The 21,446-nt window shown below is 61.2% G+C and carries 21 protein-coding genes; 8 read left to right on the forward strand and 13 right to left on the reverse strand.

The window, feature by feature from the left end; genetic code table 11:
- Positions 1-34 precede the first annotated feature (34 nt).
- Positions 35-1,114 (forward strand): glycerophosphodiester phosphodiesterase, encoded by a 1,080-nt coding sequence (gene glpQ / locus WFM45_RS21100; RefSeq protein WP_336957174.1) that lies wholly within the window; start codon positions 35-37, stop codon positions 1,112-1,114.
- A 43-nt stretch (positions 1,115-1,157) separates the two neighbouring features.
- On the opposite strand, the gene yigL is transcribed toward glpQ, so the two are convergent.
- Both yigL and pldB read right to left on the reverse strand, forming a co-directional pair.
- Complete coding sequence (yigL, locus tag WFM45_RS21105; protein ID WP_004934290.1) at positions 1,158-1,955, reverse strand: sugar/pyridoxal phosphate phosphatase YigL; 798 nt, start codon at positions 1,953-1,955, stop codon at positions 1,158-1,160.
- A 4-nt stretch (positions 1,956-1,959) separates the two neighbouring features.
- A complete protein-coding gene (gene pldB / locus WFM45_RS21110; RefSeq protein ID WP_085337576.1) occupies positions 1,960-3,003 on the reverse strand; it encodes a lysophospholipase L2 in 1,044 nt (347 codons plus the stop codon).
- 147 nt (positions 3,004-3,150) lie between these two features.
- On the opposite strand from pldB, the gene rhtB reads away from it, so the two are divergent.
- Positions 3,151-3,771 (forward strand): homoserine/homoserine lactone efflux protein, encoded by a 621-nt coding sequence (gene rhtB, locus WFM45_RS21115; RefSeq protein ID WP_336957176.1) that lies wholly within the window; start codon positions 3,151-3,153, stop codon positions 3,769-3,771.
- A gap of 48 nt (positions 3,772-3,819) precedes the next feature.
- Here the strand turns inward: rhtB and rhtC are convergent, their stop codons facing one another.
- The 3 genes from rhtC to pldA are packed head-to-tail and all read right to left on the reverse strand — an operon-like array spanning position 3,820 to position 7,207.
- Positions 3,820-4,440, reverse strand: a complete 621-nt coding sequence (gene rhtC / locus WFM45_RS21120) for a threonine export protein RhtC (RefSeq protein ID WP_048326581.1) — start codon at positions 4,438-4,440, stop codon at positions 3,820-3,822.
- 12 nt (positions 4,441-4,452) lie between these two features.
- Positions 4,453-6,285, reverse strand: a complete 1,833-nt coding sequence (gene recQ, locus WFM45_RS21125) for an ATP-dependent DNA helicase RecQ (RefSeq protein ID WP_004934274.1) — start codon at positions 6,283-6,285, stop codon at positions 4,453-4,455.
- A 43-nt stretch (positions 6,286-6,328) separates the two neighbouring features.
- Positions 6,329-7,207 (reverse strand): phospholipase A, encoded by an 879-nt coding sequence (pldA, locus tag WFM45_RS21130; protein WP_004934270.1) that lies wholly within the window; start codon positions 7,205-7,207, stop codon positions 6,329-6,331.
- Between the two features lie 203 nt (positions 7,208-7,410).
- Here pldA and WFM45_RS21135 point away from each other — a divergent pair, with 203 nt between their 5' ends.
- Positions 7,411-7,881 (forward strand): thioesterase family protein, encoded by a 471-nt coding sequence (locus tag WFM45_RS21135; protein ID WP_033631494.1) that lies wholly within the window; start codon positions 7,411-7,413, stop codon positions 7,879-7,881.
- A 66-nt stretch (positions 7,882-7,947) separates the two neighbouring features.
- Entirely contained in the window at positions 7,948-8,835 is an 888-nt protein-coding gene (gene rarD, locus WFM45_RS21140) for an EamA family transporter RarD (RefSeq protein WP_033631492.1), read from the forward strand.
- Between the two features lie 16 nt (positions 8,836-8,851).
- Here the strand turns inward: rarD and corA are convergent, their stop codons facing one another.
- Complete coding sequence (gene corA / locus WFM45_RS21145; RefSeq protein ID WP_004934262.1) at positions 8,852-9,802, reverse strand: magnesium/cobalt transporter CorA; 951 nt, start codon at positions 9,800-9,802, stop codon at positions 8,852-8,854.
- 445 nt (positions 9,803-10,247) lie between these two features.
- Between corA and WFM45_RS21150 the strand changes: the two genes are divergently transcribed.
- Positions 10,248-10,721, forward strand: coding sequence for a WbuC family cupin fold metalloprotein (locus WFM45_RS21150; protein ID WP_004934257.1), 474 nt, complete (start codon positions 10,248-10,250; stop codon positions 10,719-10,721).
- A gap of 43 nt (positions 10,722-10,764) precedes the next feature.
- Here the strand turns inward: WFM45_RS21150 and uvrD are convergent, their stop codons facing one another.
- From uvrD to lptM, 6 genes are all read right to left on the reverse strand, one after another.
- Positions 10,765-12,927 (reverse strand): DNA helicase II, encoded by a 2,163-nt coding sequence (gene uvrD / locus WFM45_RS21155; RefSeq protein WP_015376268.1) that lies wholly within the window; start codon positions 12,925-12,927, stop codon positions 10,765-10,767.
- 78 nt (positions 12,928-13,005) lie between these two features.
- Positions 13,006-13,722, reverse strand: coding sequence for a 5-amino-6-(5-phospho-D-ribitylamino)uracil phosphatase YigB (gene yigB / locus WFM45_RS21160; protein WP_033631490.1), 717 nt, complete (start codon positions 13,720-13,722; stop codon positions 13,006-13,008).
- On the reverse strand, positions 13,722-14,633 hold the full coding sequence (gene xerC / locus WFM45_RS21165; RefSeq protein ID WP_015376266.1) for a tyrosine recombinase XerC: 912 nt from the start codon (positions 14,631-14,633) through the stop codon (positions 13,722-13,724). The genes yigB and xerC overlap by 1 nt, the downstream gene beginning before the upstream one ends.
- Complete coding sequence (locus tag WFM45_RS21170; protein WP_004934247.1) at positions 14,630-15,343, reverse strand: DUF484 domain-containing protein; 714 nt, start codon at positions 15,341-15,343, stop codon at positions 14,630-14,632. The genes xerC and WFM45_RS21170 overlap by 4 nt, the downstream gene beginning before the upstream one ends.
- The gene (gene dapF / locus WFM45_RS21175; RefSeq protein ID WP_015376265.1) at positions 15,340-16,164 is read right to left on the reverse strand and encodes a diaminopimelate epimerase; all 825 of its coding nucleotides are present in this window, start codon (positions 16,162-16,164) and stop codon (positions 15,340-15,342) included. The genes WFM45_RS21170 and dapF overlap by 4 nt, the downstream gene beginning before the upstream one ends.
- A gap of 71 nt (positions 16,165-16,235) precedes the next feature.
- Complete coding sequence (gene lptM, locus WFM45_RS21180) at positions 16,236-16,442, reverse strand: LPS translocon maturation chaperone LptM (RefSeq protein WP_079007581.1); 207 nt, start codon at positions 16,440-16,442, stop codon at positions 16,236-16,238.
- Between the two features lie 78 nt (positions 16,443-16,520).
- Between lptM and cyaY the strand changes: the two genes are divergently transcribed.
- Complete coding sequence (cyaY, locus tag WFM45_RS21185) at positions 16,521-16,841, forward strand: iron donor protein CyaY (RefSeq protein WP_033631487.1); 321 nt, start codon at positions 16,521-16,523, stop codon at positions 16,839-16,841.
- Between the two features lie 36 nt (positions 16,842-16,877).
- Here cyaY and WFM45_RS21190 read toward each other — a convergent pair whose 3' ends face one another.
- Positions 16,878-19,430 carry a class I adenylate cyclase gene (locus WFM45_RS21190; protein WP_033631486.1) on the reverse strand — a complete coding sequence of 851 codons (2,553 nt, stop codon included), beginning with the start codon at positions 19,428-19,430 and terminating at the stop codon, positions 16,878-16,880.
- A 316-nt stretch (positions 19,431-19,746) separates the two neighbouring features.
- Here WFM45_RS21190 and hemC point away from each other — a divergent pair, with 316 nt between their 5' ends.
- Both hemC and hemD read left to right on the forward strand, forming a co-directional pair.
- Positions 19,747-20,688, forward strand: a complete 942-nt coding sequence (hemC, locus tag WFM45_RS21195; protein WP_033631485.1) for a hydroxymethylbilane synthase — start codon at positions 19,747-19,749, stop codon at positions 20,686-20,688.
- Positions 20,685-21,425, forward strand: coding sequence for a uroporphyrinogen-III synthase (gene hemD, locus WFM45_RS21200; RefSeq protein WP_103086098.1), 741 nt, complete (start codon positions 20,685-20,687; stop codon positions 21,423-21,425). The genes hemC and hemD overlap by 4 nt, the downstream gene beginning before the upstream one ends.
- The last annotated feature ends 21 nt before the right edge of the window (positions 21,426-21,446 follow it).

Here is a 21,446-nt window from a genome sequence, read left to right on the forward strand (position 1 = left end):
ACTACCCTGCCCCCAACAACACGGAGAAAACGGAATGCGGACTCAAGTCAAAGCCCTGCTGACAGGGATCATTCTCGCCACCTCGATGGTCAGCGCCGCGCAGGCGGCGGACAAAGTGGTCATCGCCCACCGCGGCGCCAGCGGCTACCTGCCGGAACACACCCTGCCGGCGAAGGCGATGGCCTACGCGCAGGGCGCCGATTATCTCGAACAAGATCTGGTGATGACCAAGGACAACGAGCTGGTGGTGCTGCACGACCATTACCTCGATCGCGTCACCGACGTCGCCGAACGCTTCCCGGACCGCGCGCGTAAAGACGGCCGTTATTACGCCATCGACTTTACGCTGGCGGAGATCAAATCGCTGAAGTTCACCGAAGGCTTTGAAATCGAAAACGGCAAGAAGGTGCAGGGTTACCCTGCCCGCTTCCCGATGGGCAAATCCGACTTCCGCGTGCACACCTTCCAGGAGGAGATCGAGTTCGTGCAGGGTCTGAACCATTCGACCGGCAAGAACATCGGCATCTACCCTGAAATCAAGGCGCCTTGGTTCCACAAACAGGAAGGCAAAGACATCTCCAGCAAAGTGCTGGCGGTGCTCAAGCAGTACGGCTACACCGGCAAGAACGACAACGTCTACCTGCAGTGCTTCGACGCCAACGAGCTCAAGCGCATCAAGAACGAGCTGGAGCCGAAGCTGGGCATGGATCTGAAGCTGGTGCAGCTGATCGCCTATAACGACTGGCAGGAAACCTACGAGCAGAAAGCCGACGGCAAGTGGGTGGAATACGACTACGACTGGATGTTCAAACCGGGCGCGATGAAGAAAATCGCTCAGTATGCCGACGGCATCGGGCCGGACTACCACATGCTGGTGGTGGCGGATCAATCCAAGCCGGGCCACATCGTGCTGACCGACATGGTGAAAGAAGCGCACGCCAGCAAGCTGGCGGTGCATCCGTTCACCATCCGCGCCGATGCGCTGCCGAAGTACGTGACCGACGTGAACCAACTGTATGACGTGATTTACAACCAGGCCGGCGTCGACGGCGTGTTCACCGACTTCCCGGACAAGGGCGTGCAGTTCCTGCAGAAGCAGGGCCAGCACAAGTAATGCCAAGGGCGCCGCGAGGCGCCCTTATTATTTAATGGTTATTTCAGAGGAACATCTTGCGCAGGTAGTGCGGCACCGCGTTATCGACGTTGGAGCCGATCACTTCCAGCTCCGGCAGCATGTCCTTCAGGCGCTGATGCGCGTCGCGCATGATGCAGCCCTTGCCGGCCATCGACAACATCTCCAGATCGTTCATGCCGTCGCCGAAGGCGATGCACTCTTGCAGCGTATAGCCGATGATCTTGGCCACTTCTTCCAGCGCATGCCCTTTCGACACGCCGCCCGCCATCACTTCCAGGCAGGTCGGGAACGAGAAGCTGACGTTGACCCGATCGCCCCAGCGCGCGTTGATGGCGTCTTCCACCTGCAGCAACCGCTCGTGATCTTCACAGGTGAAGTAAACCTTGCAGACGCCGTCGGTTTCCAGCAGGCCCGGCTCAAACAGCTGATATTTGAACACCGACTCCTGGAAGAACTCTTCCTGCTCCGGGCTTTCGCGGTTGGTAAACCAATCGTCGTTACGGTAGACGTTGGTGGTGATATCCGGATCGTCGTGCAGCATGCCGTACAGATCGCGGGCGATATCCCCGTCCAGGTTGTGGCTGAAAATCAGTTCGCCGGCGGTGTTGTGCACCCGTGCGCCGTTGGAGGTGATCATAAAGGCGCTGATCTCCAGGCTGTCGCGGATCTGCGCCACGTCGATATGGTGGCGGCCGGTGGCGAACACGAAATGCACGCCGCGCTGAGTCAGCAACTTCAGCGTTTCTTTAGCGTACGGCGACAGGGTATGGTCGGGAGACAGCAGCGTGCCATCTAAATCGGAAGCGACGACGTGATACATAGCGTTATGTTCTAACCTCTGATGGAGTTGTCGGCGGCAGCGCACCGCCTAAGTGTTGAGCAAAGAAGCGCAGAATTGCGTTCAGTGCTTCGGCGCGCAGCGCGTCCCGCTCGAACAGGATCTCATGGCGTGCGCCGTTGATAACCCACGGGAGCCCCCCTTCGCAAGGGCGCCCCGCGTCTGACAGAGCCTGACAAAAAGCCTGGTGCGAACGGTTGTCGACTACCCGTTCTTCACCGGCCTGCAAAAGCAACAGCGGCGTGGTGATCTTCCCGGCCCGCGCGATAATCTGCCGGCCGGCGCGGATGCTCTCCCGCACCCAATGGTAGGTCGGCCCGCCCACCTGCAGCTCGGGGTAATCGGCATAATAACGCAGGCTGCGCCGGTAACGCTCGCGGCTATGGGTCAACACGTTGACCACATAGGGCAACGGACGCCACTGGCCGGTGCCCACCGCGTAATAGTCGCGGATCGCCGGGCGGGTCTCCGCCCAGTCGAGAATGCGATCGGCCAGCCAACCCGGCATCGGCAACCGGATGCCGAACATCGGCGCGCAAAACGCCGCCGCGTCGAACGCCTGCGGCCGGCGCTGCAGGAACTGCGCCAGGATCGCGCCGCCCATCGAATGCGCCAGCGCGAAGCGCTGTCGATAACCGCGCGATTCGACCTCGCGCAGCCACAGCTGTTCGAAATCGTCCACGTAGTCGGCGAAGTTTACCACATGACCGCGGTGCGTATCCGCCAGTAAACGCCCGGAACGCCCCTGGCCGCGATGATCGACGATCACCACGTCGTAGCCGCAGTGGAACAGATCGTAGGCCACCTCAGGGTATTTCACGTAGCTTTCGATGCGGCCGGGGCTGACCACCACCACTCGCTGATGCCGCGCAGAACTGAAGCGCACAAAGCGGATCGGCACGCCGTCCACGCCGCTGAATTCGCCTTCTTCGCGCTGCCGCCAGAAATCCAGCAGCGGCCCGGTGGCGAAGGCAGCGAACTGCGTTTCACGCGTTAACCAGTCATCGGAGCTGAGAGTGAACGAGGTCATCGAGAGCGTTTTCCCTGTGGGGCCGGCGGAAAATGTGACCGCTGGCACAAGAAATCATACTAGCGTATTGTGATTCAATTCTGACAAAAACGGCGCCGCCTCGGCGCATTGTGGCACAAAACGACACTTTCAGGGAGCCGAAGCACCATGACCTTGGACTGGTGGTTAACCTATCTGCTGACCACGCTTATCCTGAGCCTTTCCCCCGGCTCAGGCGCCATCAATACCATGAGCACCGGCATCAGCCACGGCTATCGCGGCGCCGCCGCCTCGATCGCCGGGCTGCAGATCGGGCTGAGCGCGCACATCGTGCTGGTGGGCATCGGTCTCGGCGCGCTGATATCGCAATCGCTGCTGGCGTTCGAACTGTTGAAATGGTTGGGCGCCGCCTACCTGGTGTGGCTCGGCATCCAGCAGTGGCGCGCCGCCGGCGCGCTGGATCTGCATGCGCTGGCGGGCAGCATGCCGCGCCGCCGTCTGTTCCGCCGCGCGGTGCTGGTCAACCTGACCAACCCGAAAAGCATCGTGTTTCTCGCCGCGCTGTTCCCACAGTTCATCTTGCCCAATCAGCCGCAGGCCGAGCAGTATCTGGTGCTCGGCGTCACCACCGTGGTGGTGGATATTCTGGTGATGATCGGTTACGCCACTCTGGCGACGCGCATCGCCGGCTGGCTGAGAACGCCGCGCCAGATGCAGTTGCTCAACCGACTGTTCGGTTCGCTGTTCATTCTGGTGGCGGGGCTGCTGGCGACTGCCCGCAAAGCCTGACAAAAAAGGCCGGGCATCGCTGCTCGGCCTTGGGCATGTCACCGCCGATCAGCGGGTAAAGATCAGGTGTAACCCGAAGCCGGTAAACAGCACGCCCGCCACCCCGTCTATCCACTTGGCCAACCGCTGATAGCCGCGGCGCATCGCCGGCAGCGCGAACACCACCGCCACCAGGCTGAACCAGACGAAGGTCTCGGCGACGATCAGCAAGAACAGCCCCCAGCGCGCTCCGGCGCCAACGCTGTCGCCGACGAACAGCGAGAACACGCTGCCGAAATAGATCACCGCTTTCGGGTTGGACAGATTGGTCAGGAAGCCGCGAATAAAGCTGCGCCCGGCCTTGGGCAACGCCACCTGGGCCTCCGCCGCCGGCGGAGCTTGCTGCGCCCGCGCGGAACGCAGCAGTTGCCACCCCATCCAGCACAGGTACATCCCGCCGCCGACCATGATGATCTGATGCAGCCAGGCCATCTTCTGCAGGATCAGGTGCAGCCCCATCAAGGCCACGCCGGCCCACACCACGATGCCGAGCGAAATGCCGACCACGCCCATCATCGCCTCGCGGCGCGAGCGGCTGGCGGCGGTTTGCGACACGAAAAAGAAGTCCGGCCCCGGGCTCATCAGCGCAATCAGATGCACCAGCGCCACGGTGAGAAACAGCATTAGCATGATTTATCGCCCTCAGTCTTCATCATTGTCGAGATGGTCGCGGATCATCGCCATAAAGGGCGCGCCGAAACGCTCCAGTTTGCGCTGGCCGACGCCGTTGACGCTCAGCAGATCGCCGGCCTTGATCGGCATCTGTTCGGCCATTTCCAGCAGCGTGGCGTCGTTGAACACCACGTAGGGAGGAATGTTTTCTTCGTCGGCGATCGATTTGCGCAGTTTGCGCAGCTTGGCGAACAGCTTGCGATCGTAATTGCCGCCATAGGATTTCTGATTGGCGCTGCTGCGCGACTTCAGGCTCTGAATGCGCGGCACCGCCAGCTGCAGCGCCACCTCGCCGCGCAACACCGGGCGCGCCGCCTCGGTCAATTGCAGCGCCGAGTGCATGGCGATGTTCTGGGTGATAAAACCCAGGTGGATCAGCTGACGCAGCACGCTGGTCCAGTGTTCGGTGGTCTGATCGCGGCCGATGCCGTACACCGGCAGCTTGTCGTGGCCATATTCGCGAATACGCTGGTTGTTGGCGCCGCGCAGCACTTCCACGATGTACCCGAGGCCAAAGCGCTGGCCGACGCGATACACGCAGGACAGCGCCTTGCGCGCGTCCTCCAGCCCGTCGTAGCGCTTGGGCGGATCGAGGCAGATATCGCAGTTGCCGCAGTTCTCGTGCTTGCCTTCGCCAAAGTAGTTGAGCAGCACCAGGCGGCGGCAGGTTTGCGCCTCGGCGAACGCGCCCATGGCGTTCAGCTTGTGGCGCTCGATGTCCAGCTGTTGCCCGGCGGGTTTCTCCTCCAGGCAGCGGCGCAGCCAGGCCATATCGGCCGGATCGTACAGCAGGATGGCTTCGGCCGGCAGGCCGTCGCGCCCGGCGCGGCCGGTCTCCTGATAATAGGATTCGATATTGCGCGGGATGTCGAAATGCACCACGAAACGCACGTTGGGTTTGTTGATGCCCATGCCGAAGGCGACGGTGGCCACCACCACCTGCAGATCGTCACGCTGGAACGCTTCCTGCACCTGGGCGCGGCGATCGTTGTCCAGCCCGGCGTGATAAGCGCCGACGCTCAGCCCGCGGCTTTGCAGGCGCGCGGCGGTGTCTTCCACCTTGGCGCGGCTGTTGCAATAGATAATGCCGCTCTTGCCGCGCTGATCCTGCACGAAGCGCCACAGCTGATCGAGCGGTTTGAATTTTTCCACCAGCGTGTAGCGGATGTTCGGCCGGTCGAAGCTGCTGACCTGCACCAGCGGATCCTGCAGCGACAGCAGGCGCACGATATCGCCGCGGGTGGCCTCGTCGGCGGTGGCGGTCAACGCGATCACCGGCATCGACGGGAAGCGCTGTTTCAGCTGACCCAGCGCGCGGTATTCCGGCCGGAAATCGTGGCCCCATTGGGAGATGCAGTGCGCCTCATCCACCGCCAGCATCGCCGGCGGGCAGTGATCGAGCAGGTTGAGGAAGCTTTCCATCATCAGCCGCTCCGGCGCGATGTACAGCATCTTGATGGTGCCGTTGCGGCAGCCGGCCATGACGTCCAGCTGCTCCTCGCGGGTTTGCGTCGAGTTGTAGCAGGCGGCGGAAACGCCGTAGGCCAACAGCTGATCGACCTGGTCCTTCATCAGCGAGATCAGCGGGGAAACCACCAGGGTCAGGCCGTCCATCACCAGCGCCGGGATTTGGTAGCACAACGACTTGCCGCCGCCGGTCGGCATCACCACCAGGCAATCCTGCCCGCCGATCGCGGCGTTGATAATCGTTTGTTGGCCCGGACGGAATTGCTGGTAGCCGAAGGTATCGCGCAATACCTGCTCGGCCAGCAACTCTCTGTTAATCACTGCTGCGGTTGACACACACTTCCCCATTTTTTCATCGGTACACACCCATCGGGTATGATTACATAATATCGTTCAGCATGACACCAACGCCCACCCGTGTCTGCCGGAAGTTATAGTCGATCAGCGATTCGCCGTAGCCGCTGAACACCTGGGTATAGAAACGCACGTTGCGGGTGATCGGGTAACTCCAGCCCAGTTCCGCGCCGCCGTAGCCGCTGTTCCAGTTGTAGTGGCTGTCGACGCTGAACACGCTGTCGCCCCAGGCGTAACCGACCTTCAACCGGTAGTATCCCATGTATTTGGTGATGTCCGGGTTGTCGTCGTTGCTCGAGCTCTCCGAGAAGCGGAACCAGGGCTTGAGATCCACCTGCCAGTTGCCATTTTGCGCCATCAGCCGCGCATAGCCGCGATTCCAGCTGCGCGACGTCGGATCCGAGCGGCCGTTAGACTGATGGTTAACGCCGATTTCAACATCGCGCAGCGTCCAGCCGGCAAAGCGGTAATCGGTCGCCCACCCCACGAACAGCTGCGGCTCGTAGTTGGTCTCGCGGAACGGCGAAGACTCGCCGCGGTTGGACAATTGCCACCAGGAGCGCTGAGTATAAGACGCGCCGAGCACCGAGTTGTCGCCGGCAATGCCCCGCCACAGCGGAAACGCCAGGCTAAGCTGGTATTTCACCTCGTCCTTGCGCGCCTTGTCGGCCCAGTTGTACGTCTTGATGGCTTCTTTGTTGATATCGCTGGTGTCGGTGTACAGCAGGTAATTGGGATCGTAAGGATACAGCGTGAATGGATTATCGTGCTCCTGCAGCAGGTTGGCGATAATGCTGCCGCGCACCGCCGGCTTATCGTGAATCTGCTGCTCTTTGGCTTCCTCAGCCAATGCCAGCGCCGGCATCAGCAGCGTGGCGGAAACGATCCCTGACAAAATGCGCATAACCTCTCCTTACTCCAACGAAAAAGGGCAAGCCCGGAAAAAATCAGGCCATTTTACACACAAAGGAGGATTTACCGCAGCGTGGTCCGGTTTTATTGGAATAGTCTGGAAAGCAACAAAGGTTAAGCATAAAATCAACATTCCATTAACCTGGACTGACCAGTTAGCTCCCTTAAAACGCAAAAGAAAAACGGAACCCCGCTATGTCGACCACTGCTCTGACCCTGGAAGCCGCCCGCCGCAAGATCGGCGAAATCTTTGTCTACCACATGCCGTTCAACCGCGAGCTTGGCCTGGAGCTGCGCCGCTTCGACGATGACTACGTCGAGCTGAGCTTTACCAACCAGCGCAAGCTGGTGGGCAACGCCGCGCAGGAAATTCTGCACGGCGGCGTGATCGCCGCGGTGCTCGACGTCGCCGCCGGGCTGGCTTGCGCCGGCGGCGTGCTGACGCGCCTGGAGCCGCTGATCGAAGAAGAGATCGCCGCCAAACTGTCGCGTATGGGCACCATCGATCTGCGCGTCGACTATCTGCGCCCCGGCCGCGGCGAACACTTCGTCGCCTCCGCCAGCGTGCTGCGCAGCGGCAACAAGGTCGCCGTCGCGCGCGTAGAACTGCATAACCACGACGGCCTGCATATCGCCACCGCTACCGCCACCTATCTGGTCGGCTGATGATTGTGTGCGGTGAGCGACTTCAGTACACTCACCGCATCTTACGTTCCCCACCAGAGTGACGTCATGGACGCAAAGCAAACGCGTCAGGGCATTTTCTTCGCCCTGGCCGCCTATTTTATGTGGGGCATCGCCCCGGCCTATTTCAAACTGATCCAGCAAGTATCCGCGGACGAGATCCTCACCCACCGGATCATCTGGTCGTTTTTCTTCATGCTGGCGCTGATCACGCTGGGCCGCAACTGGCAGAAAGTGCGCGCCGCCTGCCAAAACCGCAAACGGCTGCTGTTGCTGGCGGTCACCGCGCTGTTGATCGGCGGCAACTGGCTGCTGTTCATCTGGGCGGTGAACAACCACCATATGCTGGAAGCCAGCCTGGGCTACTTCATCAACCCGCTGGTTAACGTGCTGTTGGGGATGCTGTTTCTCGGCGAACGTTTCCGCCGCATGCAGTGGGTGGCGGTGGCGCTGGCGTTCACCGGGGTGCTGGTGCAGCTCTGGCAGTTCGGTTCGTTGCCGATCATCGGTCTGGGCCTGGCGTTCAGCTTCGCCTTCTACGGTCTGCTGCGCAAGAAAATCGCCATCGACGCGCAGACCGGCATGCTGATTGAAACGCTGTGGCTGCTGCCGGTGGCGGCGGGCTACCTGTTCCTGTTCGCCGACAGCCCCACCAGCCACCTGAGCGCCAACCCGTGGTCGCTGAATCTGCTGCTGGTCGCCGCCGGCATCGTCACCACCGTGCCGCTGCTGTGCTTCACCGCGGCGGCTACCCGGCTGCGCCTGTCGACGCTCGGTTTCTTCCAGTATCTCGGCCCGACGCTGATGTTCCTGCTGGCGGTCACCTTCTACGGCGAGACCGTCGGCCAGGACAAGCTGGTGACCTTCGGCTTTATCTGGGCGGCGCTGATCCTGTTCACCCTCGACGCGCTCTATACCCAGCGCAAGCTGCGCTGAGCCCGGCGCCGCCGGGTTACAGCCAGTTCTTGCGCTTGAAGTACAGGTAAGGGGCCAGACCCGCCAGGATCATCAAGGTGATGGCGCCCGGGTAGCCGAACGACCATTTCAGTTCCGGCATGAATTCAAAGTTCATGCCGTAGCTGGAGGCCACCAGCGTAGGCGGCAGGAATACCACCGACACCACCGAGAAGATCTTGATGATGCGGTTCTGTTCGATGTTGATGAAGCCCATCGCCGCCTGCATCAGGAAGTTCACCTTCTGGAACAGCGATTCGTTGTGCGGCAGCAGGGATTCGATGTCGCGCAGCACTTCACGCGCCTGCTCCAGCTGGCCGGTCGGCAAACGCGCCTTGCGCACCAGGAAGTTGAGCGCGCGCTGGGTATCCATCAGACACAAACGCACCTTCCAGCCGATATCTTCCAGCTCCGCCAGCGTCGACAGCGCGGCGTCGTATTCGTCGCCCTGATGCCCTTCCATGATCACCCGGCTAAGCTGTTCCAGATCGCTGTAGATGTTCTCTATCTCATCCGCCAGCTGTTCAATCTTGGTTTCGAACAAATCCAGCAGCAGTTCGTAGGCGTTGCCTTCGAGCATGGTCTGGTTGCGGGCGCGCATGCGGTACAGGCGAAACGCCGGCAGTTCGCGCTCGCGCAGGGTATACAGGCGGCCGTCGCGGATGGTGAAGGCCACCGTGGAGTTGCCGGCGTGGTCTTCCGCATCTTCGAAATAGAAGAAGGAGTGGATATGCAGACCGTCTTCGTCTTCGAAGAAACGGGCGGAGGCTTCGATGTCGTCCAGTTCGGGACGCGTCGCCAGGCTTTGTCCCAGCTCATTCTGCACGCGCTCACGCTCGCCCTCTTCCGGCTCGACCAGATCAACCCACAGCGATGACGTGAGATCATCCGAGTCGTCCAGTTCCAGACGGGACAAGCGGCGGTTATCTAATTTAAAAGCGCTCAGCATGTGCCAAAACTCCGTGAAGGTAACGGGTGCGGACAACGCGTTGAAGCACAGAAACAGAGGGGATGCGTATCACCGATTTGTTTCAGACCATGAAGAGATCTGACTCATAGCGACGCTTTGCGGGGTCGCCGACAACCACGAAGGCTATCAGCAAAAACGGAGAGCCTTAGAAGTTATACCTGCGGCGCAGGTCAGTGAGCCAGTATCTACTGGGTGTGTCCAAGGCGTCTGTCCTCAATGATAATAGTGCGCGCATGTTACGCCGAGAAGAAAAAGCCTGTCAACACGTTAGGCGGGATAATTGCGCAACAAATCATCACGATGATCAATGGCAGAAATGGCGCTTAAACCGTACTGAAAAAGTCGCGGCGATCGCTTACCACCTCCCAGAATGTTGCTAAGATGACATCACCCTAATGGTACGACAAGCATGCGGATTTAAACGATGAAACAGATTACCGCCCATGAACTGACCGCGATGAGCGAACAGGCCGCCAGCGTGGCCCGCCTGCGCGCGCACCGCACCCTACATGAAGAGCTGAGCGACCCGGTGCAACGCCTGGCGATCGCCATGGAACCCGGCACCTATATCCGCCCGCACCGCCACCCGCAAACCTGGGAGCTGCTGACGCCGCTGCGCGGCCGTTTTGTCGTGTTACAGTTCAACGATGACGGCGTCGTGACGCAGCGCACCCTGCTCGGCGAAGAAACCAAAGTGCTGGAGATGCCGGCCTTTACCTGGCATGCGGTGCTGTCGGTCGATGCCGGCGGCGTAGTGTTCGAAGTGAAGCAGGGGCCGTATCAGGCGCTGACCGAAGAAGACTGCATGCCGTGGGCGCCGCAGGAAGGCGGCGAAGGTACCGAAGCGGTGATGCGCTGGTACGCCACCGCACAGGTTGGCGACCGCTACCCTCACTGATCGTGAAAGGTTGCAGGGGCTTGCCCCTGCAACGCCTCTCTCGTTAGACCGTTTCCAAACGCGCGTAGGCCGCCACCAGCCATTTGATGCCCTCGCCCGGGAAGGCGATCTGCAGCCGGCTGTGCTCGCCGCTGCCCTCCAGATTGACGATGGTGCCTTCGCCAAACTTGGGATGGCGCACGCGCTGGCCCAGCTTATAGCCGGTATCGTTCTCGCTGATCGGCGTGCCCATGCGGCGGTGATTGACCGGGCGCGATACGCTGGCGCGCAGGCGCACTTCTTCCACGCACTCCTCCGGCAGTTCGCCGATAAAGCGCGACGGCCGATGGTAAACCTCTTTGCCGTACAGACGGCGCGTTTCGGCATAGGTCAGCGTCAGCTTCTGCATGGCGCGCGTTACGCCCACATAGGCCAGACGGCGCTCCTCCTCCAGACGGCCGCCTTCATCCAGCGACATCTGGCTCGGGAACATGCCCTCTTCCATGCCGACGATAAACACCAGCGGGAACTCCAGCCCCTTGGCCGAGTGCAGAGTCATAAGCTGCACCGCGTCCTGATAGGCGTCGGCCTGGCCTTCGCCCGCTTCCAGCGCCGCATGCGACAGGAACGCCTGCAGCGGCATCAGATCCTGATCTTCGTCCTGATAGCTGAACTGGCGCGTCGCCGTCACCAGTTCCTCGAGGTTTTCGATACGCGCCTGCCCCTTCTCGCCCTTCTCCTGTTCATACATGATGAACAGCCCGGAGTCGCGGATCACCCGGTCGGTCTGCACGTGCAGCGGCATGTCGGCGGTTTCATGGGCCAACGATTCCACCAGTTCGATGAAACGCTGCAGCGCCGACGCGGCGCGGCCGGCCAACACCTTGTCCTGCATCAGCTCGCGCGTCGCCTGCCACAGCGTCAGCTGGCGATCGCGCGCCGCCTGGCGCACCACGTCGAGGGTGCGATCGCCGATGCCGCGCGTCGGGGTGTTGACCACGCGCTCGAAGGCTGCGTCGTCGTTGCGGTTGGAAATGAGGCGCAGGTAAGCCAGCGCATCCTTGATTTCCTGGCGTTCGAAGAAGCGCTGGCCGCCGTAGATGCGGTACGGCATCGCCGTCTGCAGCAGCGCCTCTTCCAGCACCCGCGACTGGGCGTTGCTGCGGTACAAAATGGCGCAATCGTTCAGCGCCCCGCCGTTGTCTTGCCAGGTCTTGATGCGGTTGACCACGAAGCGCGCTTCGTCGAGTTCGTTGAAGGCGCAGTAGAGGGAAATCGGCTCGCCTTCACCGCCTTCGGTCCACAGGTTTTTGCCCATGCGCCCGTCGTTGTTGGCAATCAGGGTGTTGGCCGCTTTCAGGATGTTGCTGGTGGAACGGTAGTTCTGCTCCAGGCGGATGGTTTCCGCGCCGGGGAAATCCTTCAGGAAACGCTGGATGTTTTCCACCTGCGCGCCGCGCCAACCGTAGATTGACTGGTCATCGTCGCCGACGATCATCACGCTGCTGTTGCCGCCCGCCAGCAAGCGGATCCAGGCGTACTGGATGCTGTTGGTATCCTGGAATTCATCCACCAGCACGTTGGTGAAACGTTCGCGGTAGTGGTTGAGGATATGCGGCTTGTTCAGCCACAGCTCGTGCGCGCGCAGCAGCAGCTCGGCGAAATCCACCAGCCCCGCGCGATCGCAGGCTTCCTGATAGGCCTGGTAGATGCGCAGCCAGGTGGCCTCCACCGGGTTGTTGTAAGTTTCGACGTGCTGCGGGCGCAGGCCCTCATCTTTCTTGCCGTTGATGTACCACATCGCCTGACGCGGCGGCCACTGCTTCTCGTCGACGTTCAGCGCCTTGATGATGCGCTTGAGCAACCGCAGCTGGTCATCGCTGTCGAGGATCTGGAAATCCTGCGGCAGGTTGGCCTCCAGGTGATGGGCGCGCAACAGACGATGCGCCAGGCCGTGGAAGGTGCCGATCCACATGCCGCCCTGGCTGGTGCCGATCAGATGTTCGATACGGTGACGCATTTCCGCCGCCGCCTTGTTGGTGAAGGTCACCGCCATGATCGAATACGGCGAGCAGTTCTCCACCGACAGCAGCCAGGCGATGCGATGCACCAGCACCCGCGTCTTGCCGCTGCCCGCTCCGGCCAGAACCAACAGGTTGCTGCGCGGCGCCGCCACGGCTTCACGTTGTTTTTCATTCAGGCTGTCGAGCAGATCGGAGACGTCCATAGGCACCACTAATGGTTAAGGGAAAACCCGCCGGTGACGGGTTTTTCACTGGAAATTTATACAGAGTTCTGGCAGGGATTATAACAATGCTGTCAGCGATGCCAACTGCGAAATCTCAATATGCGGCAGCAGGCGGCTGTCGGCGGCCTGCATCAGGCTGCGTTGCCGATCGTTGATCCAACAGGCCTGTAGCCCCGCGCGCAGCGCACCGGCGACGTCGGTAGTCAGATCGTCGCCCACGTGCAGGATCTGCCCGGGCGCCACGCCCAGCCGTTCGACGGCCAGGTGATACATGTCCTGGTACGGTTTGGCGCGCCCGTCCGGCCCGGATCGCAACACGAACTGGAAGTAACCGTCCAGGCCGCACTGCGCCGGATCGGCGTTGCCGTTGGTGATCGCCACCAGCGGGTAGCGCGCGGCCAGCGCCTTCAGCGTGGCGTGGGTCGCTTCCGGTACTTCGATGCGGCTGCGCCACAGCGCGAAGTTCTGCATCGCCGCATCGGCCCCGACCGCCGCCTCGGCATCGCGCAGCCCCTGCCGGCTCAGCGCCAGATGAATGGCGCGCCAGCGCCACTGGGTGACGTCGTGGTAGATCTCCGGATCCTGCTCGCGCAGCTCCTGGCGCAGGCGGTGGAAATCCGCCGACTGGAAGCTGTTCAGGCCGGGATGGTAGCTCTGCAGGAAGGCCACCGACTGCTGCTCGGTTTGCCGGATCACCGGACGGTTGTCATACAGCGTGTCGTCCAGATCGAAAGTCAGCGCCGCCAGCGGGCGCAGCGGGCGATAAAAATGCATCAGGATTTCCCCCGTTTGGCGCGCGGATGCGCGGCATCGTACACGTTCGCCAGATGTTGAAAGTCGAGGTGGGTATAAATTTGCGTGGTGGTCAGGTTGGCGTGGCCGAGCAGCTCCTGCACCGCGCGCAGGTCGCCGCTGGACTCCAGCATGTGGGTAGCAAAGGAGTGACGCAGTTTGTGCGGGTGAATGTGGCTGTTGACGCCCTGTTTCACGCCCCATTCGGCGAAGCGCTTTTGCACGTTGCGCGTCGAGATGCGTCGCCCCTGATTGGACAGAAACATCGCATCATCCTGCGGCCCAAACAGATCGCGCATCGCCAGCCAGTGTTCCAGCCAGGTGACGGCGGTGCGTCCGATCGGCAGTTTACGCTCTTTGCTGCCTTTCCCCATCACCCACACCTCGCCGGCCGCCATATCGACATGGCGGCAATCCAGCCCCACCAGCTCGGAAAGACGCAGGCCGGCGCCGTACATCACCTCCAGCATGGCGCGATCGCGCACCGCCAGCGGATCGTTGAGATCGATCTCCAGCAGTTGGTTCATTTCATCGACGTCGATATTTTTCGGCAGATGGCGACCGCTGCGCGGCGTGCGGATGCCTTTGGCCGGGTTGGCGTGCAGCACGCCCTGGCTGACCAGCCAGTCGAGGAAACTGCGCAACGAAGAGAGCCGCAGCGCCAGGCTGGCGGACTGCAGGCCGGCGCGTTTGCTGCGCGCCGCCAGCATGCGCACCCGGGCGGCATCCAGCGCCGCCCAGTCGGTGACGCCGATCTCCTGCGCCAGGCACATCAGCGCCGTCAGCTGGCGTGAATAGCTGAGCTGCGTCAGCGGGCTGAGTTGCCGTTCTACCTTGAGATAACGCAGAAAAGCGTCCACCGGCTGCTGCAGGCTGGGCGCAATCGGCGTCATGCGCGTTCGATCCAGCGTTCCAGCAATTCCGGCAGCATGCGCGCCAGTTGATTGAGCATTACCGTGCCCATGCCCTGCTGATAATGTTGCGTATCGCGGCTGCTGAAGATCACCATGCCCAGCTCGCCATCGTCGCCCAGCATTGACAGCGCTACCGAACCAATCTGGCCGATCTGTTTGGCCTGCGGCAACAGCAGCAGCAGTTCGGGGCCGTTCAGGCCGCCGAGGTAGTGTTGTTCGCTGCCCAGCCGCTGGATGCGGAACGGCTCGAACGCCGAACGCGTCAGCGCCAGATGGGTGAAATCGGAAGGCGCGCCGATATTCCAGCGCTCGGCGAACAGACGCACCGTGGCGCCGGCCAAACCGAAGCCGCGCGCCCAGCGCTGCAGCCGGTTGAGCATGTCCTGCAAGCTGTCGGCGGTGGCCAGATCGGCCTGCAGGTGCAGCAGCCTGGCGAACAGCCCTTCGTTGGCGCTGGCCTGCTCCATCAGCAGCGTGATCTCTTCTTCCAGCCGTTCGATATGATTGCGCTGGCGGGCCAGATGCCATTCCACCAGCGAAACGGTGCCGCGCACCGGGTGAGGCACGCGCATCTGCTCAACCTGGCGCGCGTTGCGAATAAAGAAATCCGGGTTCTGCAGCAGATACTGCATCACGGTGTCGTCATCCAGCGCCAGGCCGGCGACGCTCTGTTCTTCTACGCTTTTCATAGATGAATAAATCCGTCATAGACATGGGTTGCCGGACCGGTCATAAACAGCGGGTTGCCCGGCCCTTTCCAGCGAATATGCAGGCTGCCGCCCGGCAGCTCTACATGCACTTCTTCTGACAGCAATTCCTGTTGGATCCCCACCGCCACCGCCGCACAGGCGCCGCTGCCGCAGGCCTGCGTTTCACCGGCGCCGCGCTCATAAACGCGCAGCTTGATATGATCGCGGCTGACCACCTGCATAAAGCCGATGTTGGCCCGTTCCGGGAAGCGTTCATGCCCTTCCAGCACCGGCCCGAGCAGCTCCACCTTGGCGGTGTTTACGTCGTCCACCTGCAAAACACAATGCGGGTTGCCCATCGACACCACGCCGCACAACACGGTATGTTCCGCCGCGCGCATGATGTAGGTCTTTTCAGCCTTGGCGGCGCGGAACGGCACCGCCTGCGGGTCGAAATTCGGCTCACCCATGTTGACGCACACCAGATCGTCGTCGGTGACGCTGAGCACCATGCGCCCGGTTTGGGTGCTGACGCGGATGTCGCGTTTGTTGGTCAGCCCTTTCAGCCGCACGAAGCGCGCGAAGCAACGCGCGCCGTTGCCGCACTGCGCCACTTCGCTGCCGTCGGCGTTAAAAATTCGGTAGTGAAAATCCAGTTCGGGATCGTAAGGCGGTTCTACCACCAGCATCTGGTCAAAGCCGACGCCCAGGTGCCGATCGGCCAGCCGGCGGATCAGCTCAGGTGAAAAATAGACATTCTGTGTAACGGCATCGACCACCATAAAGTCGTTGCCCAGACCGTGCATTTTGGAGAACTGCATATCATACTCCGCTATCTGGACGCGCTATCCGTCTTGATTTTACGGCGGCGCTCGCCACCGCAAACAGGGTGTTACTGGTCAACCATCGACGGTTTTTGCTGAGAGCCAGACTGCTCCTGCTGGTTCTTTTGCACCTGATCGCCCGTTTGCACCGGCGGCTTGGCCGGTTTCTGGCCGGCGGAGTCGGCAGGCGGGAAGTAAAGCGGGCCTTTCAGACCACAGCCGGCGAGGCCGGTAACCAGAACTGCCATCAGCGCATAGCGTAGTTGTTTTTTCATTTGCATTAATGCCTGTAATTCATGCGTCCAAGGTCTCTATAATCGCAGGTGGATCATGAAAAGCAATAGGAATTGAATATGAACGACAGCGAGTTTCACCAGTTGGCCGACCAGCTGATGCTGAATATTGAAGAGACACTGGACGATTTTGACGGCGATGCGGACATCGATTACGAAACCCATGGCGGCGTGATGACGCTGAGCTTCGAAAACGGCACCAAAATCGTCATCAACCGCCAGGAGCCGCTGCACCAGGTGTGGCTCGCCACCAAGGCCGGCGGTTACCACTTCAACTACCGCGACGGCGTTTGGCTATGCGATCGCAGCGGGCAGCCGTTTTACCAACTGCTCAGCGAAGCGGCCAGCGCGCAGGCCGGCGAGGAACTGAGTTTTTCCTGAGGCTAAGCAGGGCTCGGCAACCGAGCCCTTGCGGCGTCAATGCAGCTGGAACTGCTGCTTCAGCGGCTGAGCGGCGCCGTCGGCCACCGTCACGCACAGGCTGGACAGCACGTTGCTGCGGAACGGGATCACCTGCGTGCGCCCGTCGAGCTGCACGATTTGATAGAACTGCGGCAGGTTGAAGTTGATGAAGCTGGAGCCGTAGGTAAAGCGGTCGTGCGACGAGGAATAGAAGCGGCTGACGTCACGCACCAGCTCCTCTTTGCTGCCCTCGCAGTGGTGATACACCTCCACCCGATTCGACTCATCCAGAATATAGATGTTGAAGCCCTTGTCGTCTGAAGTGTCTTCGAAGAAGAACTGGATGATCCCCTCGCTGGCGAAGCCGTCCACCACCGGCGGCAGATGCACCTGATCGGTTTCCACCTTGATAGACAGGCCGTGCAGCTTGTTGTTGGAGATGGCGCCGTAAAACTCCACCGCGTTCTCCAGCTTCTGCACCGACACGCTCAGGCGCTCGAAGAACAGCCCCCAGGTTTGCCCGGCGACGCGCACCGCCTTGAAGCGGCCGGGTTCCAGCCGGGTGCTGGACAGGCGCAGCTCGATGCACTCCGACACCAGCTGCTGAATGCGGGTGCGAATAAGGCCGCGCAGGTGCTGACTGTAGCAGAACACTTCCACCGACTCCGGCGGCGCGGCGTCCTGGTGCATTTTGCCGAGAATGGTTTTCAATGCTTCCAGCACCGACTGCTCGCCGCTGAAATGCAGGGTACGCACTTCGTTCCAGGAGTTGCGGTACAGCAGATCGATGCTGCCCACCAAACACTGCTGCTGCTGGCCGAAGCTGAACACGTCCAGCTTGCGGAAATCGAAGTGCACCACCTGATTGCGGAAGGCGGCGGTCGGATCGTTTTCCAGATTGACGATGATCGCCAGATGGCGAATCTCGCACGGGCTGTACAGCGCTTTCGGCGTCGGCGCCGGCAGGCGCAGCGGGAAGTGATGAGAAACGTCGGCCACCAGCTCCTGCAGCTTGGCGGTGTCGCACAGGTTGCCGCTCTTGATGTGCAGGCGGGTCTGCGGCGTCAGCAGGCCGTTGAAATAGGCCCAGGCCACCAGCTTGTTCAGGTAGCGGTTATATTCCAGCGGCTGATGGCTGACGATCGAATCCATGGCCGGCGCCTGATTGTACAGGTACCAGCCGGTGCGGTTGGCGCGGCCAACCGGCACGTGAATAAAGGTTAAATCGTTTTCCGACAGGTCCGGTGAAATCTGCGGGTTCACCAGCGTCACCTTGCCGGGCAGCGCTTCGAACGCCGCATACAGTTTGCGGGTCAGCACGCCGATATCCTGCGGGCTGGCGCTGACGCTGAGGTTATTGCGGCGGGCGAAACGGATCAGGTTGCGGTAGCTCTGCATCATCGCATCGAGCAACTCGTTATGCGCTTCGCGCACCCGCTCGATCTTCCAGTTGGCGCGGTTGTCCAGCATCGCCAGACGCTCGTCGCTCCAGCCCCACTCGCTGACCAACTGGCTGAGGATCTCGCGCCGCCAGCCGACGCAGGCCTTGGCCAGCGACAGCTTTTCACACACTTTCAGGTAGAAACAGCGGCGGGCCAGATCGAGGCGGGTGGTGTCGTTGATGTCGGTCAGGTAGCGAGTGACGCGCTCGAGCATCATGCAGTAGGCGTCGAGCCCGAAGCTGACGATCTCACCCTGATGCAGGCGATGTTTGATGTCCGTCGCCAGCAGCTGGGTATTGGGGTATTCCCAGGAATAGGCTTCCAGCAGCAGGGTCTTCAGCACCGCCTTGTAAGGCGAATCGATGCTCTTGTACAGCTGCCACAGGCTGGCGCCGAAGTACTCTTCCGCCGACAGCGAACTCAGGCCGCCGAGATCCAGCCACTCGTTCGGCGTCAGCGCGCCCTGCGCGTACAGAGACAACACGTATTCATCGTAGTGCGCTTCTTCTTCGCCCGGCACCATGTTCCACAAGATACGTTTGCCGGCCAGGCGCACCGCGGTGCGGTAGAACTCGTCGAGCAACAGGATGTGCTGCGTCGAGCCGCAGTCTTCGCCGCCCAGGCTGCCACTTTCATTATGGCGGAAACGGTTTTCGTCGATCAGGAAGAAGCTGACTTCCACCCCCATCGAGGCGGCCCACTTCTCAAGCAGGCTGCATTTTTGCTGCAGGCGGGTGCGTTCTTCGTTGTCCAGCCAGGACTGGTGGCAGACCCAGATGTCGAGATCCGAGCTGCAGCTTTGGCCGATAGACGAGGTGCTGCCCATCGAATAGACGCCGGTGATCGGCAGCTCGCCGCTGGCCGGTTTGTCAAACGGGCTGCCCCATTTGTCTTCTAAATCGTTCAGGTATTCTTGTTGAGTTTCATCAGGCGTGTAGAGGCAAATGCCGTGGGGAACGTTACCGTTCAGGTAACCCGGCATCAGCGGGTGGTGGTGGTGCAGTAAGGTGGGCAGCAGACTGTATACCCGTTGAAACGCGGGCTTCATAGCCGCCAGGGCGCGATCGACGCGTAGCTGATTGATCGCATCCAGTCTCTGCTTCAATGTCTCGATGTAGAGGTACAAGACGTCTCGCCTGATTATCCCGGTGTTTAGAAAAAAACCCGTATTCCATAAGCGCCGTTAGTGTAAGAAGAATATTTGGCGACTTATTGCTGGAAACGTGATCAATTTAACACCTTGCTGATTGACCGTAAAGGAGGTAACGCTTCACAATTATTGTAGCGCTTCCCTAAACGATTTACCCGCAGTGTTAACTGCCCCAAAGCACATCACACGTCCCTTTGATTCCGTTGTCCTTTTTCCGCCTCCGGCTTCTTGCACTGACAGTATTGACTCTCAGTGGTAGGATGGATGGCGAAATATAAAAACGGTAACAAGCATGTTAGACAAAATTATTCGAATTGCCACCCGACAAAGCCCGCTTGCACTTTGGCAAGCACATTATGTGCAGCAACGTCTGATGGCCTGCCATCCCGGCCTGCAGGTCGAGTTGGTGCCGATGGTCACCCGCGGCGACGTTATTCTGGATACGCCGTTGGCGAAAGTCGGCGGTAAAGGCCTGTTTGTTAAAGAACTCGAGCTCGCGCTGCTGGAAGGCCGCGCCGACATCGCCGTGCATTCGATGAAAGACGTGCCGGTCGATTTTCCTGCCGGGCTCGGTTTGACCACCATTTGCGAACGCGAAGATCCGCGCGACGCTTTTGTTTCCAATCGTTTCGCCTCGCTCGATCAGCTGCCGCTGGGCAGCGTGGTCGGCACCTCCAGCCTGCGCCGTCAGTGCCAGCTGCGTGAACGCCGCCCGGATCTGATCGTGCGCGACCTGCGCGGCAACGTCGGCACTCGCCTGGCCAAGCTGGACAACGGCGACTACGACGCGATTATCCTGGCGGTGGCCGGCCTGAAGCGTTTAGGTCTGGAGCAACGCATCCGCAGCCCGCTGAGCGCCGAAGAGTGTCTGCCGGCGGTCGGCCAGGGTGCAGTCGGCATTGAATGCCGTCTCGACGACAGCGTCACCCGCGCGCTGCTGGCGCCGCTGAACCATGCGGCCACCGAAACCCGCGTGCGCGCCGAGCGGGCGATGAATACCCGCCTGGAAGGCGGCTGCCAGGTGCCGATCGGCAGTTATGCCGAACTGGATGGCGACAGCCTGTGGCTGCGCGCCCTGGTCGGCGCGCCGGACGGCAGCCAGATGGTGCGCGGCGAACGCCGCGGCCCGGCCGCCGAAGCCGAACGGATGGGCGTTGAGCTGGCGGAAGAGCTGCTGGCGCGCGGCGCGCGCGAGATCCTGCGCGAGGTTTATCAGGGAAATCCGCCGGCATGACGATCCTGGTAACCCGCCCATCGCCTTCGGGGGAGCTGTTAGTGAGCCGGCTGCGCGCACTCGGCCGGGTTGCCTATCATGCGCCGCTGATCGACTTCGCCCCCGGCGGCGATCTGCCGCAGCTGCCGCAGGCGTTGCAGCAGCTTAGCGCCGGCGATCTGGTGTTCGTGCTGTCGCAGCATTCGGTGAACTATGCCGATTCGGTCATTGGCCGCGCCGGGCTGAGCTGGCCCGCTCACCTGGCTTATTACGCCATCGGCCGCACCACCGGGCTGGCGCTGCACCGCATCAGCAGTTTGCCGGTGGAGTACCCGCGCGAACGCGAGATCAGCGAAACGCTGCTGCTGCTGCCGGCGCTGCAAAAGCTGGCGGGCAAACGCGCGCTGATTTTACGCGGCAACGGCGGCCGCGAACTGTTGGGGTCGACGCTGAGCGAGCGCGGCGCCGACGTCAGCTATTATGAATGCTATCAACGCAGCCCGGTGCACTATGACGGCAGCGAGCAAAGCGCCCACTGGCAACGCGCCGGTGTGGATACGCTGGTGGTGACCAGCGGTGAAATGTTACAACAGCTCTATACTTTAGTTCCTGATTACTATCGTTCTTCATGGCTGCTGCGTTGCCGCCTGGTAGTAGTGAGCGAACGCCTGGCTACCCTCGCCCGGGATTTGGGCTGGCGTACGATTCGGGTAGCTGACAACGCCGATAATGACGCGCTGATCCGCGCGCTACAATAATCTGACTATGGGATGTGCCAC

This window comes from Serratia sp. KG1D, from assembly GCF_037150675.1.
Lineage (GTDB): Bacteria > Pseudomonadota > Gammaproteobacteria > Enterobacterales > Enterobacteriaceae > Serratia > Serratia nematodiphila.